We start from the raw sequence: 15,495 nt of genomic DNA, 5'->3' as shown, positions 1-15,495 counted from the left end.
CTCGTTGACCCGCGTACGAATCACACCGCCCGACAGCGTGATGGCGAGGATCTCGTCGGTCTCCTCGACCACCAGCGCGCCGACGAGGGATCCGCCGGTGCGTCAGGCGTCCTTGCTGAGCTCCCAGAAGCGGAACACCGTCGAGGCGTCGAGGCAGTACTCGAGGCCGTAGACGCCGTCGCGGACGACCGCGTACTGCTTGGCCTGCCACACCGGCAGGACGGGGAGCTCGTCGGCGACGATGTCCTGCAGCTCCCCGAACTCCTTGTCCGTGGAGGCCCGGTTGGTCAGGGCGGCGGTGCGCGGGATGAGCGAGCCGGTGATCGTGCCGTTGTCGTAGTTGTTGCTCAGCACGTTGCCCTCGCCGAAGAAGGGGGCCGTGAAGTTGTCGGCGTCCGGGTAGTCCGGCACCCAGCCCTTCACGTAGACGCCGTACTTGCCGGCGGCGATGTCCTTCTCGTACTGGCCGAAGGGGACCGACTTGACGCTGGCGTCGAACAGGCCGCTGGTGTTGAGCTGGCCCGCGATGGCCTCCAGCTCCTGGTCGGTGGCGGGGCCGTAGCGGGACGGGGTCGACCAGAGGGTGAGCTTCACCCTGCCCGTGATGCCGTCCTCGCGCAGCGCGGCCCGGGCCTTGGCCTTGGAGGGGCGGGCGCCGTAGGTGTCGAAGAAGGCCGTGTTGTGGCCCGCGATACCGGCCGGGATGATCGAGTACAGCGGGGTCGCGGTGCCCTGGTAGACGTCCCTGATGAGGGCTTCGCGGTCGAGCAGGTGGGCGATGGCCTTGCGGACGCCGAGCTTTCCGGCGACCGGGTCGTCCATGTTGAAGACCAGGTGCTGGACCTCGGCGCTGCTGCCCTCGACGACCTCGGTGCCGGTGCCGTCGTCGGCCTTCTCCATGTCGGCGACGTCGCCCGCGGTGAGGCCGCGGTAGGCGATGTCGACCTCCTCGTCCTGGATGGCCTTCTTCAGGGCGGTCTGGTCGCCGTCGAAGAACTTCAGCGTCACGCCGCTGTTCTTCACCTTGGCGGTGCCCTCGTAGTTCTCGTTGACGGAGAAGACGGCCTGGCCGTCGTCGAACGAGTCGAGCTTGTACGGGCCGGAGCCGACGGCCTGGCCGTCCTCGCGGAGCTTGCCCGCGTCGTACTCGTTGTGGTCGACGATGGAACCGGCGCCGGAGGCGATCTTGCTGGGGAAGGTGGCGTCGGCCGTGTTCAGCTGGAAGACGACCGTCTTCTCGTCCGGCGTCTCGACCTTGTCGAGCGTGGGGAACATGATCGCGGGCCCGTCCGGGTCCTTGATCTTCAGCATGCGGTCGAAGGAGAACTTCACGTCCTCGGAGGTGAGCTCGTCACCGTTGCTGAACTTGAGGCCGTCCTTCAGCGTGCACTTGTAGACCCGGGTCTGCGTGTCGCTGAAGCCGCAGCTCTCGGCGGCCTCCGGCTGGGGTTCCGTGGCGCCCTTGGGGAAGCTCAGCAGGGACTGGAAGACGTTGTTGAACAACAGCCAGGAGCCGGGGTCGTAGCCGGAGGCCGGGTCCGTGGCCAGGACGTCGTCGGACATCCCCACCACCACGTTGGAGCCGTCCCCCGCGGAGTCTCCGCTCTCCGTGCCACAGCCGGTCAGCAGTCCGGAGGCGAGCCCCGCCACGATGGGCAGGACCGGCCACTGGTTGCGTAGGTTCACGTGTGTGCCTTGTCGTCGGTTCTCGAGAACGCCCGGAGCATGTGCCGGCTCCGGGGCGCGGCTCCCCGGGGCCGCGGTCAGGGGCCCCGGGGATCCAGCGGGTCCGTCAGCCGCTCACGCCCCGCCCGAGCTCCCACAGCTGGAGCGTCGAGGCGGAGTTGAGCGCGTACGCGGTACCCGTGACGTCGTCGCGGGCGGCGACGTACTGCTTGCCCTGCCACAGCGGCAGCACCGGCACGTCGCCGGCGACGATGTCCTGAATGTCCGTCAGGCTGGTGGAGGCGGACAGCCGGTCCGCCTCACGGCGGGACTCCGGGATCAGGGTCTTGCGGATCTGGCTGTTGTCGTACGGCGAGCCGAGCGTGTTGTCGGCGTCGAGGAACGGCGCGAGGAAGTTGTCGGCGTCCGGGAAGTCCGGGAACCAGCCCATGCCGTAGACGTCGTAGTCGCCCTTCTTCTCGGCCGGGCGGAAGGTGTCCCAGGGGGTGCCCTTGATGCCGACGTCGAACAGGCCGCTGGAGTTCAGCTGGTCCTTCAGGACCTCGAACTCCTTCTTGGTGGCCGGGCCGTAGTGGTCGGTCGTGTAGTGCAGCGTGAGCTTCACCGGGGTGGTGATGTTCGCCTGGTTGAGCAGGGCACGGGCCTTGGTGACGTTCGGCTCGCCGTACTTGTTGAAGAACGAGTTGGAGTGGCCGGTGACGCTGGCCGGGACCAGCGAGTACAGCGGCTCGGCCTGGGAGCCGTAGACCTTGGAGACCAGCGCGCTGCGGTTGACGACCTGGGCCATCGCCTGGCGCACGGCCTTGGACTTCACCGTCGGGGCGTCGGTGTTGAAGCCCAGGTAGCGGATCTCCAGGCCGGGCATCTCGACGAGGTCGACGTTGGTGTCGGCGTCGGCCGAGAGCTCGCGGATCTGATCCGGCGACATGGCGCGGGTCATCAGGTCGATGTCGCCCTTGTCCAGCGCCTTGCCCATGGCGTCGGCGTCCTTGAAGGACACCATGTCGACCTTGTCGTTGTTCACCTCGAGGGTCCCCTTGTAGTCGGGGTTCTTGGTGAACTCGGCCTTGACCAGCTCGTTGTTCTCGACGTCGGCCTTGAGGGTGTACGGGCCGGAGCCCTCCAGGTCAAAGCCGTCTCGCAGCTTGTTCTTCGGGTAGTCGTCGGGGTCGACGATGCCGGCGACCGGGGTCGACAGCTTGTACGGGAAGGTCGCGTCGGCGGTCTTGAGGTGGAAGATGACCTCGCGGTCGCCCTGGGTCTCGACGGTGTCGATGGTGGACAGCAGCGCGAACACGCCGCTGTCGGCCTTGAGGGAGCGTGCGCGGTCGATGGAGTACTTCACGTCGGCCGCGGTGACAGCGTTGCCGTTGGAGAACTTCAGGCCGTCGCGCAGGGTGCAGGCGTAGCGCTCGTTGCCGGTGTCGGTGAAGCCGCACCGCTCGGCGGCCTCCGGTACCGGCTCGCCCTCACCGCGCGGCTGGATCATCAGGGTCTGCACGGTCTGGCGCAGGATGTTCCAGGTGCCGACGTCATAGGCGTAGGCCGGGTCGAGGGGCGCCGGGGCGTCCTTCGAGGCGGTGAACCGGTCCGTGGTGCCGACAACGATCGCGTCGCTGTCGCCGCTCCCGCTGTCGGACCCTCCGCAGGCGGCGAGCACCGGCGCGAGCAAGCCGATCACGGCCGGCAGCACCAAAGTCTTGCGGTTCATGCTCGAGTTTCTCCAGAGCTGTCGACTCCGTGTACCCGGCATGCAGGGGTGGCGCAGCGGATCACGGGGGTGGGGCGATGTTCTCGCGACGAGGTTAGTCCGGGCCGGCAGGAGGGTTCGCAGCCACCGGAGTTGAGCACCCATCACGCTGTGGAACCGGGCGCGGACAGACCGAAAACCCGACAGCGGAAGCTTTGGTGCAGCGTTCCATCAATCGGGACACAAGGGCACGCCGGCAACCCCCTTGAGGGGGCGCGCAGCACACGTCGGATCGAGTGTCGACCCCGGAATGCGTGGGGAACGTCACACGCGTAAACGGGTTCGAAGGTACGGGAATTCGATCGGCCGGAGGGCTTCGAATTCGCCTTCGGAATTGCGGCCCTAACGCCGCTGCACGCTGGGTGAACGCCTAGCGCATTTCCGTCATCAAGCCGTGCAGAAAAGTCAGGTCGACCTCTTCGAGGGAAGTGACGACCGTGCGGCGCAGGGCCGGGGCGATGGGGGCCACGGAGGGCACGGCCACGACCTGGCAGCCCGCGGCCTCGGCGGCGGCGACCCCGGTCGCGGTGTCCTCGATGACGGCGCACCGGGCCGGGTCCGCGCCGAGCCCGGCGGCGGCGGCCAGGTACGGATCGGGGTGGGGCTTGGTGCGCGGCACCTCGTCACCGGCCACCGTCAGGCTGAAGTGGTGGGCGCCGAGCGAGGTGAGCACCCGGTCGATGATGCGCCGGTGCGAGGCGGAGACCAGGGCTGTTGGGATCTCGTACTCGTACAGCTCGGCGAGCAGCCGGCCGGCGCCCGGCATCAGCGGCAGGGCGCGGTCGATGCGGTCCTCGAAGCCGTCGTTCAGGAGCACGGTGAGCTCGTCGAGGGGGATGTCGGCGCCGGTGGCCTCGATGAGGAACCCTGCGCTGCGGGTCATGGGGCCGCCGACCACGACATGGCGCCAGGACTCGTCGAGCCTGTGGCCGAGGGAGGCGAAGACCTCGACCTCGACGTCCCACCAGAAGCCCTCCGTGTCCACCAGTGTGCCGTCCATGTCGAGGAGCACGGCCTGCAAGGCCGACCCTTCGGCGGACCGGGTACCGAGTGCGGGGACCGTACTGGTCATCCACGTACCTCCTTGAGGGACGGTCAGGCCGGCTCCCACGAAGGGAACCGGCCTGCGGTGGACCGACCAGTCTACGTCGTCCGTGAGCGAAGTGCCTCGTTTAGCCGCTGTGCCCCCGGGCACACCGTGGATACGCCGGGGGGCGCTGTGACGTGCACCGGAGGGCCGCTCAGCGGGCGTTGAAGTACTTCGCCTCCGGGTGGTGGATCACGATGGCGTCCGTGGACTGCTCGGGGTGCAGCTGGAACTCCTCGGACAGCTGGACGCCGATGCGCTCCGGCTGGAGCAGGTCGGCGATCTTGGCGCGGTCCTCCAGGTCGGGGCAGGCGCCGTAGCCGAGGGAGAAGCGGGCGCCCCGGTACTTCAGCTCGAACATGCCCTGCATCTCGTCCGGGTCCTCGCCGGCGAAGCCGAGTTCGGAGCGCACGCGCGCGTGCCAGTACTCGGCGAGCGCCTCGGCCAGCTGCACGGACAGCCCGTGCAGTTCGAGGTAGTCGCGGTAGGCGTTGGCCTCGAAGAGCCGCGCGGTCTCCTCGCCGATGCGCGAGCCGACGGTGACGACCTGGAAGCCGACGACGTCGGTCTCGCCGGACTCCTCCGGGCGGAAGAAGTCGGCCAGGCACAGGCGGCGGCCCCGGCGCTGACGCGGGAAGGTGAAGCGGGTGCGCTCGTTGCCCTGCTCGTCCAGGATGATCAGGTCGTCGTCCTTGGAGACGCACGGGAAGTAGCCGTAGACCACGGCCGCCTCCAGCAGGTTCTCCGTCTGGAGCCGGTCCAGCAGGCCGCGCAGCCGGGGCCTGCCCTCGTTCTCGACGAGCTCCTCGTAGGACGGGCCCTCGCCGGTGCGGGCCTGCTTGAGGCCCCACTGGCCCTTGAACAGGGCGCCCTCGTCGAGCCAGCTCGCGTACTCCTTGAGCTGGATGCCCTTGATCACGCGGGTGCCGCGGAAGGGCGGGGTGGGCACGGGGTTGTCGGTGGCGACGTCGGAGCGGACGTGCCCCTCCTCGGGGCGCTCCTCGACGGCGGCCGGGGCGGCGGCCCGTACCCTGCGCTGCTTGAGCTCGGGCAGCTTGGCGCCGGGTACGCCCCGCTTGACGCCGATCAGGGCGTCCATCAGGCGCAGGCCCTCGAAGGCGTCGCGGGCGTAGCGGACCTCGCCCTCGTAGATCTCGTGCAGGTCCTGCTCGACGTAGGCGCGGGTGAGGGCGGCGCCGCCGAGGATGACCGGGTAGCCGGAGGCCAGGCCGCGCTGGTTCAGCTCCTCCAGGTTCTCCTTCATGATCACCGTGGACTTCACCAGGAGACCGGACATGCCGATGACGTCGGCCCGGTGCTCCTCGGCGGCTTCCAGGATCGCGGAGACCGGCTGCTTGATGCCGAGGTTGACGACGTTGTAGCCGTTGTTGGACAGGATGATGTCGACGAGGTTCTTGCCGATGTCGTGCACGTCGCCGCGGACGGTGGCGAGCACGATGGTGCCCTTGCCGGCCTCGTCGGTCTTCTCCATGTGCGGTTCGAGGTGGGCGACGGCCGTCTTCATGACCTCGGCGGACTGCAGGACGAACGGCAACTGCATCTGGCCGGAGCCGAACAGCTCGCCGACGACCTTCATGCCGTCCAGCAGGGTCTCGTTGACGATGTCGAGCGCGGGCCGCTCCTGGAGGGCCTCGTCGAGGTCCGCTTCGAGGCCGTTCTTCTCGCCGTCGATGATGCGCCGCTTGAGGCGCTCGTCGAGCGGCAGGGCGGCCAGTTCCTCGGCCTTGCCGGCCTTGAGGGACTTGGCGGTGGCGCCCTCGAACAGCTGCATGAGCTTCTGCAGCGGGTCGTAGCCCTCGGCGCGGCGGTCGTGGATGAGATCCAGGGCGGTCTGGACCTCCTCCTCGCTGAAACGGGCGATCGGCAGGATCTTGCTGGCGTGCACGATCGCCGAGTCCAGGCCCGCCTTGACGCACTCGTCGAGGAAGACGGAGTTGAGCAGGATGCGGGCGGCCGGGTTGAGGCCGAAGGAGATGTTGGACAGGCCCAGCGTGGTCTGCACCTTCGGGTGCCGCCGCTTCAGCTCGCGGATGCCCTCGATGGTGGCGATGCCGTCCCCCCGGGACTCCTCCTGGCCGGTGCAGATGGTGAAGGTCAGGCAGTCGACGAGGATGTCCTCCTCGTGGATGCCCCAGTTGCCGGTCAGGTCGTCGATGAGCCGTTCGGCGATCTCGACCTTCTTCTCGGCGGTGCGGGCCTGGCCCTCCTCGTCGATGGTGAGCGCGATGAGGGCGGCGCCGTGCTCCTGGGCGAGGGCGGTGACCTTGGCGAAGCGGGAGTCGGGGCCGTCGCCGTCCTCGTAGTTCACCGAGTTGATCACCGCGCGGCCGCCGAGCTTCTCCAGGCCGGCCCGGATGACGTCGACCTCGGTGGAGTCCAGCACGATCGGCAGGGTGGAGGCGGTGGCGAAGCGGCCGGCCAGCTCCTCCATGTCGGCGACGCCGTCGCGGCCGACGTAGTCCACGCACAGGTCGAGCATGTGCGCGCCCTCGCGGATCTGGTCGCGGGCCATCTCCACGCAGTCGTCCCAGCGGCCCTCCAGCATGGCCTCGCGGAACTTCTTCGAGCCGTTGGCGTTGGTGCGCTCGCCGATGGCCAGGTAGGAGGTGTCCTGCCGGAACGGCACGCTCTGGTACAGGGAGGCGGCGCCCGGCTCGGGCTGCGGGCTGCGTTCGGTGGGGGCGACGTCCCGGACGCGCTCGACCAGCTGACGCAGGTGCTCGGGGGTGGTGCCGCAGCAACCGCCGACGAGGGAGAGGCCGTAGTCCCGGACGAAGGTGCCCTGCGCCTCGGCCAGCTCGGGCGCGGTCAGCGGGTAGTGCGCGCCGTCCTTGGTCAGCACCGGCAGGCCCGCGTTGGGCATGCAGGACAGCGGGATGCGGGAGTGCCGGGACAGGAAGCGCAGGTGCTCGCTCATCTCGGCCGGGCCCGTGGCGCAGTTCAGGCCGATCATGTCGATGCCGAGCGGCTCCAGCGCGGTCAGGGCCGCGCCGATCTCGGAGCCGAGCAGCATGGTGCCGGTCGTCTCGACGGTGACCGAGACGATCAGCGGTACGGAGTGGCCGGTGGCCTCCATGGCCCGGCGGGCGGCGATGACGGAGGCCTTGGTCTGGAGCAGGTCCTGCGTGGTCTCCACGAGCAGCGCGTCGGCGCCACCGGCGAGCAGGCCCTCGGCGTTCTGCTGGTAGGCGTCCCGGATGGCGCCGAAGGTGGTGTGGCCGAGGGTGGGCAGCTTGGTGCCGGGCCCCATGGAGCCGAGCACCCAGCGCTGCTGGCCGGTGCTGCGGGTGAACTCGTCGGCCACCTCGCGGGCGATCCGGGCACCGGCCTCGGACAGCTCGGTGACGCGCTCGGGGATGTCGTACTCGCCGAGGGCGGTGAGGTTGGCGCCGAAGGTGTTGGTCTCCACGCAGTCCACACCGGCGTCGAAGTACTCGGCGTGGACCGAACGGACGATGTCCGGCCGCGTCAGGTTGAGGATCTCGTTGCAGCCCTCGAGGTTCTCGAAGTCCTCGAGTGTGGGGTCCTGCGCCTGGAGCATGGTGCCCATGGCGCCGTCGGCCACGACCACTCGGGTGGCCAGGGCTTCTCGGAACGCGGACACACGGGCCCGGCTGTCGGTGGAAGGGGTCGGCGGCAACGCGGCCATGAAAGAGGCTCCCTCGGATGCGACGGCTGTCGGCTTTGCGGCTTCCCGGACAGCCAGGGGGCATCCGGGGAAGGGCGCACCGCGCCAGCGTAACCGGGAGTGGGCTTGGATGGGCAGGGCGTCCACGGGGCGGACTCCGTGGCATCGGAACGGCCGCATGGGTGACGCGTCGGTCATCCTGGCGCAACAAATGGCGGCCCGCCATTAGCGAGAGGTCGACAACGACCGGTAGTGTTCGACATTGCCGAACGAGGGCTGTGGTGACGCTCGTCGGCGGTCGAAGGGGACGGAGGCAGTACGGCGATGGCACGGAACATCCAGTCGCTCGAACGGGCGGCCGCGATGCTGCGGCTGCTCGCGGGCGGCGAGCGGCGGCTCGGCCTGTCGGACATCGCCTCGTCGCTGGGCCTGGCCAAAGGCACCGCCCACGGCATCCTGCGCACCCTCCAGCAGGAGGGCTTCGTGGAGCAGGACGACGCCTCCGGGCGCTATCAGCTGGGCGCCGAGCTGCTGCGCCTGGGCACCACCTACCTGGATGTGCACGAGCTGCGGGCGCGCGCCCTGGTGTGGGCCGACGACCTGGCCCGTTCCAGCGGCGAGAGCGTCTACCTGGGCGTCCTGCACCAGCAGGGCGTGCTGATCGTGCACCACGTCTTCCGGCCCGACGACAGCCGGCAGGTCCTGGAGATCGGGGCCATGCAGCCGCTGCACTCCACGGCTCTGGGCAAAGTGCTGTCCGCCTACGACCCGGTGGCGCACAGCGAGGCCCTGGAGGCCGACCGCAAGGCGTTCACCGACCGGACGGTGTGCGAGCCGGAGGACTTCGAGCACATCCTCGACGTCACGCGCGCGCGGGGGTACGCGGCGGACGTGGAGGAGACCTGGGAGGGCGTGGCCTCCATCGCCGCCCCCATCCACGACCGGCGGCGCATGCCGGTCGGCTCGGTGGGCATCACGGGCGCCGTGGAACGGCTGTGCCGGCCCGACGACGAGGGAGCGCTGCGGCCCGAGCTGATCGCGGCCGTACGGGACTGCGCCCGCGCGGTCTCGCGAGACCTGGGCGCCGGGCGGTTCTGAGGGCACACGAGCGGACCGGGGCGTCGTACGGCGTTCCGGTCCTCGGCATGTCCGCGCTCACCTGCGGCAAAGATCACCGGGTCCGCGGCGATCAGTAACGATCAGATTTTCGAGTCCACAGCCCTTGACGTGCTCGTAACGCCGAAGCAAGACTCCCGTCCATCGGTCGACATTGTCGAACAGCTACCGGCAATACGCGCTAGAGTGTGACAACGCCAGGCCGGTATCGAACTTCCCTGGACGTAGGACAAAGGAGTCGCGGGTGTCCAGCTCCGACATCTTCATCGGCGAGACCATCGGTACCGCCATACTCATCCTCCTCGGCGGCGGCGTCTGCGCCGCCGTCACGCTGAAGGCCTCCAAGGCACGCAACGCCGGCTGGCTCGCCATCACCTTCGGGTGGGGCTTCGCGGTGCTCACGGCCGTCTACACCTCGGCGCCGCTGTCCGGCGCCCATCTGAACCCGGCCGTGACGCTGGCCATCGCCATCAAGGACGGCGACTGGAAGAACGTCCCGGTCTACTGGGCCGGACAGGTTCTCGGCGCCATGATCGGCGCGGCCCTGGTCTGGATCGCCTACTACGGTCAGTTCCACGCCCACCTCACCGACCGCGAGATAGTCGGCGGTCCGGGTGCGCAGGACACCACGGCCAAGGCCGTCGAGGCCCAGGAGAAGGGCGCCGGCCCCGTGCTGGGCGTCTTCTCCACCGGCCCCGAGGTCCGGGTCGCCTGGCAGAACATCGCCACGGAGATCATCGGCACCGTCGTGCTGGTGCTCGCCGTGCTCACCCAGGGCCTGAACGACAAGGGCAACGGCCTGGGCACCCTGGGCGCCCTGGTCACCGCGCTCGTCGTGGTCTCCATCGGCCTCTCCCTCGGCGGCCCGACGGGGTACGCGATCAACCCGGCCCGTGACCTCGGACCGCGCATCGTGCACGCCCTGCTGCCACTGCCCAACAAGGGCGGCTCCGACTGGGGCTACGCCTGGGTCCCCGTGGTGGGTCCGCTGATCGGCGGCGCCATCGCGGCAGGCATCTACAACGTCGCATTCGCCTAGGAGCGATTCCCCGCCCTGCGGGAAACTTCCAGCACGCGCCGTACGTAAAGCCCCATAAACCCGGAATTACCAGGAGCACACAGTGACCGACGCGCACACCGCCGGCCCCTTCATCGCCGCCATCGACCAGGGCACCACCTCCAGCCGCTGCATCGTCTTCGACCGGGACGGCCGGATCGTCTCCGTCGACCAGAAGGAGCACGAGCAGATCTTCCCGAAGCCGGGCTGGGTCGAGCACAACGCCACCGAGATCTGGACGAACGTCCAGGAGGTCGTCGCCGGGGCCATCGAGAAGGCCGGCATCACCCGCAACGACATCAAGGCCATCGGCATCACCAACCAGCGCGAGACGACCGTGCTGTGGGACAAGAACACCGGTGAGCCCGTCCACAACGCCATCGTCTGGCAGGACACCCGCACCGACGCCCTCTGCCGCGAGCTCGGCCGCAACGTCGGCCAGGACCGCTTCCGCCGCGAGACGGGCCTGCCGCTCGCCTCCTACTTCGCCGGCCCCAAGGCCCGCTGGCTGCTCGACAACGTCGACGGCCTCAAGGAGCGCGCCGAGGCGGGCGACATCCTCTTCGGCACGATGGACACTTGGGTCATCTGGAACCTGACCGGTGGTGTCGCCGGCGGCAAGCACGTCACGGACGTCACCAACGCCTCCCGCACCATGCTCATGAACCTGCACACCATGCAGTGGGACGAGAAGATCTGCGAGTCCATCGGCGTCCCGCAGCAGATCCTGCCCGAGATCCGCTCCTCCGCCGAGGTCTACGGCGAGATCACCGGCGGGAAGCTGGGCGACCTGCTCGGCGGCATCCCGGTCGCCTCCGCGCTCGGCGACCAGCAGGCCGCCCTGTTCGGCCAGACCTGTTTCGCCGAGGGCGAGACCAAGTCGACCTACGGCACCGGCACCTTCATGGTGATGAACACCGGTGACAAGATCATCAACTCCTACAGCGGCCTGCTGACCACGGTCGGCTACAAGATCGGCGACCAGAAGACGGTCTACGCCCTGGAGGGCTCGATCGCCGTCACCGGTTCGCTGGTGCAGTGGATGCGCGACCAGATGGGCCTGATCTCCACCGCCGCCGAGATCGAGACCCTCGCCCTGTCGGTCGAGGACAACGGCGGCGCCTACTTCGTGCCGGCCTTCTCCGGCCTGTTCGCCCCGTACTGGCGCTCCGACGCCCGCGGTGTGATCGCCGGCCTCACCCGGTACGTCACCAAGGCGCACCTCGCGCGCGCCGTCCTGGAGGCCACCGCCTGGCAGACGCGGGAGATCGCCGACGCCATGACGAAGGACTCCGGCGTGGAGCTGACCGCCCTCAAGGTCGACGGCGGCATGACCTCCAACAACCTGCTGATGCAGACCCTCGCCGACTTCGTGGACGCCCCCGTGGTGCGCCCGATGGTCGCCGAGACCACCTGCCTCGGCGCCGCCTACGCCGCCGGTCTCGCCGTCGGCTTCTGGAACAGCACCGACGACCTGCGCGCCAACTGGCGGCGGGCCGCCGAGTGGACCCCCCGCATGGACGCGGACACCCGCGCCCGTGAGTACAAGAACTGGCTCAAGGCCGTCGAGCGGACCATGGGCTGGCTCGAGGACGAGGAGTAAGAAACAGCATGACCACCAAGTCCACCCTGCAGTCCGTGCCTGCCCTGGGGACGCACCCGGCCTCCGGCTCGAACCCGAGCCGAGCCGAGACCAGGGAGCAGCTCTCCAAGGCGTCGTACGACCTTCTCGTGATCGGCGGCGGCATCCTGGGCATCTCCACCGCCTGGCACGCCGCGCAGTCCGGCCTCAGGGTGGCTCTGGTGGACGCCGGCGACTTCGCCGGCGCCACGTCCTCCGCCTCCTCCAAGCTGCTCCACGGCGGTCTGCGCTACCTGCAGACCGGCGCGGTGAAGCTGGTGGCGGAGAACCACTTCGAGCGCCGTGCGGTATCCCGCCAGGTGGCCCCCCACCTGGCGAACCCGCTCACGTTCTACCTCCCCGTGTACAAGGGCGGGCCGCACGGCGCGGCGAAGCTCGGGGCGGGCGTCTTCGCCTACTCCGCGCTCTCCGCGTTCGGTGACGGCGTCGGGCACCTGCTCTCGCCGGCGAAGGCCGCGCAGGACGTGCCGGAGCTGCGCACCGACAACCTCAAGGCCGTGGCCGTCTACGGCGACGACCAGATGAACGACGCGCGCATGGCGCTGATGACGGTCCGCGGGGCCGTCGAGGCGGGCGCGGTCGTCCTGAACCACGCCGAGGTGACGGGCCTGCGCTTCACCCAGGGCCGGGTCACGGGCGCCGAACTGAAGGACCGCCTGTCCGGTGACGAGTTCGGTGTCAGCGCCCGGCTGGTGCTGAACGCGACCGGCCCCTGGGTCGACCACCTGCGCAAGATGGAGGACCCGAACGCGGCGCCCTCCATCCGCCTGTCGAAGGGCGCGCACCTGGTCCTCAAGCGCACCTCCCCCTGGAAGGCCGCGCTCGCGACCCCGATCGACAAGTACCGCATCACCTTCGCCCTCCCCTGGGAGGACATGCTGCTGCTGGGCACCACCGACGAGGAGTTCGAGGGCGACCCGGCGGACGTCTCGGTCACCGAGAAGGACATAGCCCAGATCCTCGACGAAGCCGCCTTCTCGGTCCGTGACCAGCAGCTGGACCGCGACCTCATCACCTACGCCTTCGCGGGCCTGCGGGTGCTGCCGGGCGGCCCCGGCGACACCTCCAAGGCCAAGCGCGAGACGGTCGTCACCGAGGGCAAGGGCGGCATGCTGTCCGTCGCGGGCGGCAAGTGGACCACCTTCCGCCACATCGGCCGGACGATCATGAAGAAGCTGGAGGCGCTGCCGGGCCACCCGCTGGGCGACGACTTCGAGCCGATCAGCGCCCTGCCGAAGAAGCTGCCGCTGCCCGGCATTGCCAACCCGCGCGCGGTCGCCCACCGGCTGCTCACCGACCGGCCGGCACCGGGCCCGCGCATGGCGGCGGACACGGCAAAGCACCTGGCCACGCACTACGGCTCGCTGGCCTTCGACATCGCCCGCCTGGCCAACGAGAGCCCCGAGCTCGCCGAGCGCGTCCACCCCGACGCCCCGGAGATCTGGGCACAGGTCGTCTGGGCCCGGGACCACGAGTGGGCCGAGACGCAGGACGACGTGCTGCGCCGCCGCACGACGCTGACGATCCGCGGCCTCGCCACGGACGACGTCCGCGCCAAGGTGCAGGACGTGCTCGACAAGAAGTAGGCACGGGTACGGGGGACCCCATCCCGGCAGGGGCGGCTCCACGCCGACGGAGCCGCCCCTGCCGCGTTCCCCTGCCCCCATAATGACCTGATACGTCGGAGGTCTTAAGCGCACAGGGAGGCCGCCATGGCAGTCACCGACGAGGCGATCGAGAAGATCAAGGGGATGATCGTCTCCGGCGCGCTGCGCCCGGGCGACCGGCTGCCCAAGGAGAGCGAACTCGCCGCCGAGCTGGGGTTGTCGCGCAACTCCCTGCGGGAGGCCGTGCGCGCCCTGTCGCTGATCCGGATCCTCGACGTGCGGCAGGGCGACGGCACGTACGTCACGAGCCTCGATCCTCAACTGCTGCTGGAGGCGATGAGCTTCGTCGTCGACTTCCACCGGGACGACACGGTCCTGGAGTTCCTGGCGGTACGCCGCATCCTGGAGCCGGCGGCGACCGCCATGGCGGCGCTGCGGATCAGCGAGCAGCAACTGGACGCGCTGGGCGCTCAGCTGGACAAGCTCGGCGACACCCCGTCCGTGGAGGATCTCGTCGCCTGCGACCTGGAGTTCCACCGGGGCATCGTGCAGAGCTCGGGCAACTCCGTGCTGTGCTCGCTGCTCGACGGTCTGTCAGGCCCCACGACCCGGGCCCGGATCTGGCGCGGTCTCACCCAGGAGGACGCCGTCGCCCGCACCCTGCACGAGCACCGCGCGATCCTGGCCGCCCTGCGCGACCGTGACCCCGAGGCGGCGCGCTCGTGGGCGACCGTCCACGTCGCGAGTGTGGAGCAATGGCTGCGCTCCACCCTGTGACCAGGGCCTCACGGACTGCTCGGACGCATCCGGGGTGTTCAGGGGCGGATCACGGGGCAGTGATGGGGTCACTCCCCCTGCAAGGGGGCTGCGGGCGCCCCCGCGGCACGCCGTAAGGTTGGGTGGTCAAGCGAGGGCACGTCGGAAGGAGGCGCTGGGTGATCGAGCTCGAGGGGGTTCCCGAGCTGATCGACCCGGTCATGGTGGCCGCGTTCGAGGGCTGGAACGATGCCGGCGACGCCGCCTCCACCGCGGTCGCGCATCTGAACCGGGAATGGAAGGGCGAGGTGTTCGCGGCGCTGGACGCCGAGGACTACTACGACTTCCAGGTCAACCGCCCCACGGTGTTCATGGAAGCGGGCGTCCGCAAGATCACCTGGCCCACGACCAGGCTGTCGGTGGTCCGGGTCGGCGGTGACAAGCCGCGCGATCTCGTCCTCGTCCGTGGCATCGAACCGTCCATGCGGTGGCGTTCGTTCTGCAACGAACTGCTGGGCTTCGCGCACGAACTGGGGGTGGAACTGGTGGTCGTCCTGGGCGCCCTGCTCGGCGACACCCCGCACACCCGTCCGGTTCCGATCAGCGGCACGACGTCCGACCCGGACCTGGCCCGCCGCATGGACCTGGAGGAGACCAAGTACGAGGGCCCCACGGGCATCGTCGGCGTCCTCCAGGAGGCCTGCACGCACGCGGGTGTCCCGGCCGTCTCGCTGTGGGCCGCGGTGCCGCACTACGTGTCGCAGCCGCCGAACCCGAAGGCCACCCTGGCGCTGCTGAACCGCCTGGAGGACCTGATCGACGTGCGCATCCCGCTGGGCGAGCTGCCCGAGGACGCGCGCGCCTGGCAGGTCGGCGTGGACCAGCTGGCCGCCGAGGACAGCGAGGTCGCCGAGTACGTCCAGTCGCTGGAGGAGGCGCGGGACACCGCCGAGCTGCCGGAGGCGTCCGGGGAGGCCATCGCCCGGGAGTTCGAACGCTATCTGCGGCGTCACGACGGCGGACCGCCCGGGGCCGGCGGGCACGCCACCGCGGACGGCAGCGACAGCACGTCCTACCTGCGGGACAACCCCAGCGGCCGCACCCGCCCGCCGAAGCCGCCGAAGCCGGGCACGGACGACGACGAG

Annotated in this window: 10 protein-coding genes; 6 read left to right on the top strand and 4 right to left on the bottom strand. The window is 69.7% G+C overall.

Translation table 11 applies throughout. The features are described 5' to 3' along the window. Positions 1-102: 102 nt before the first annotated feature. The 4 genes from ABT116_RS30030 to metH form a co-directional block, all read right to left on the bottom strand. The gene (locus tag ABT116_RS30030; protein WP_351640330.1) at positions 103-1,686 is read right to left on the bottom strand and encodes an ABC transporter substrate-binding protein; all 1,584 of its coding nucleotides are present in this window, start codon (positions 1,684-1,686) and stop codon (positions 103-105) included. 106 nt (positions 1,687-1,792) lie between these two features. Beyond that, the gene (locus ABT116_RS30025; protein ID WP_351640328.1) at positions 1,793-3,397 is read right to left on the bottom strand and encodes an ABC transporter substrate-binding protein; all 1,605 of its coding nucleotides are present in this window, start codon (positions 3,395-3,397) and stop codon (positions 1,793-1,795) included. 409 nt (positions 3,398-3,806) lie between these two features. Then, positions 3,807-4,508, bottom strand: a complete 702-nt coding sequence (locus ABT116_RS30020; protein ID WP_351640327.1) for an HAD family hydrolase — start codon at positions 4,506-4,508, stop codon at positions 3,807-3,809. 169 nt (positions 4,509-4,677) lie between these two features. Beyond that, positions 4,678-8,193, bottom strand: a complete 3,516-nt coding sequence (gene metH / locus ABT116_RS30015) for a methionine synthase (RefSeq protein ID WP_351640325.1) — start codon at positions 8,191-8,193, stop codon at positions 4,678-4,680. A 303-nt stretch (positions 8,194-8,496) separates the two neighbouring features. Between metH and ABT116_RS30010 the strand changes: the two genes are divergently transcribed. From ABT116_RS30010 to ABT116_RS29985, 6 genes are all read left to right on the top strand, one after another. After that, entirely contained in the window at positions 8,497-9,270 is a 774-nt protein-coding gene (locus ABT116_RS30010) for an IclR family transcriptional regulator (protein WP_351640323.1), read from the top strand. Positions 9,271-9,532: 262 nt separating this feature from the next. Then, complete coding sequence (locus ABT116_RS30005; protein ID WP_351640322.1) at positions 9,533-10,327, top strand: MIP/aquaporin family protein; 795 nt, start codon at positions 9,533-9,535, stop codon at positions 10,325-10,327. An 82-nt stretch (positions 10,328-10,409) separates the two neighbouring features. Further along, a complete protein-coding gene (gene glpK, locus ABT116_RS30000; RefSeq protein ID WP_351640321.1) occupies positions 10,410-11,948 on the top strand; it encodes a glycerol kinase GlpK in 1,539 nt (512 codons plus the stop codon). 8 nt (positions 11,949-11,956) lie between these two features. Then, entirely contained in the window at positions 11,957-13,573 is a 1,617-nt protein-coding gene (locus tag ABT116_RS29995; protein ID WP_351640319.1) for a glycerol-3-phosphate dehydrogenase/oxidase, read from the top strand. A gap of 126 nt (positions 13,574-13,699) precedes the next feature. Continuing rightward, entirely contained in the window at positions 13,700-14,371 is a 672-nt protein-coding gene (locus ABT116_RS29990; protein WP_351640317.1) for a FadR/GntR family transcriptional regulator, read from the top strand. 158 nt (positions 14,372-14,529) lie between these two features. Next, the coding region (locus tag ABT116_RS29985) for a PAC2 family protein (RefSeq protein WP_351640315.1) at positions 14,530-15,495 on the top strand (966 nt) is incomplete at its 3' end.

This window comes from Streptomyces sp. NPDC002130, from assembly GCF_040296465.1.
In the GTDB taxonomy this organism is placed as follows: Bacteria; Actinomycetota; Actinomycetes; order Streptomycetales; family Streptomycetaceae; genus Streptomyces.
Note: the sequence above shows the minus strand (reverse complement) of the source record. Positions and strands in the feature narration are given on the sequence as shown.

Coding starts and splice junctions, on each gene's coding strand:
- ABT116_RS30025 (WP_351640328.1), bottom strand. CDS start 3,397: ATGAACCGCAAGACTTTGGTGCTGCCGGCCGTGATCGGCTTGCTCGCG.
- ABT116_RS30020 (WP_351640327.1), bottom strand. CDS start 4,508: ATGACCAGTACGGTCCCCGCACTCGGTACCCGGTCCGCCGAAGGGTCG.
- metH (WP_351640325.1), bottom strand. CDS start 8,193: ATGGCCGCGTTGCCGCCGACCCCTTCCACCGACAGCCGGGCCCGTGTG.
- ABT116_RS30010 (WP_351640323.1), top strand. CDS start 8,497: ATGGCACGGAACATCCAGTCGCTCGAACGGGCGGCCGCGATGCTGCGG.
- ABT116_RS29995 (WP_351640319.1), top strand. CDS start 11,957: ATGACCACCAAGTCCACCCTGCAGTCCGTGCCTGCCCTGGGGACGCAC.
- ABT116_RS29990 (WP_351640317.1), top strand. CDS start 13,700: ATGGCAGTCACCGACGAGGCGATCGAGAAGATCAAGGGGATGATCGTC.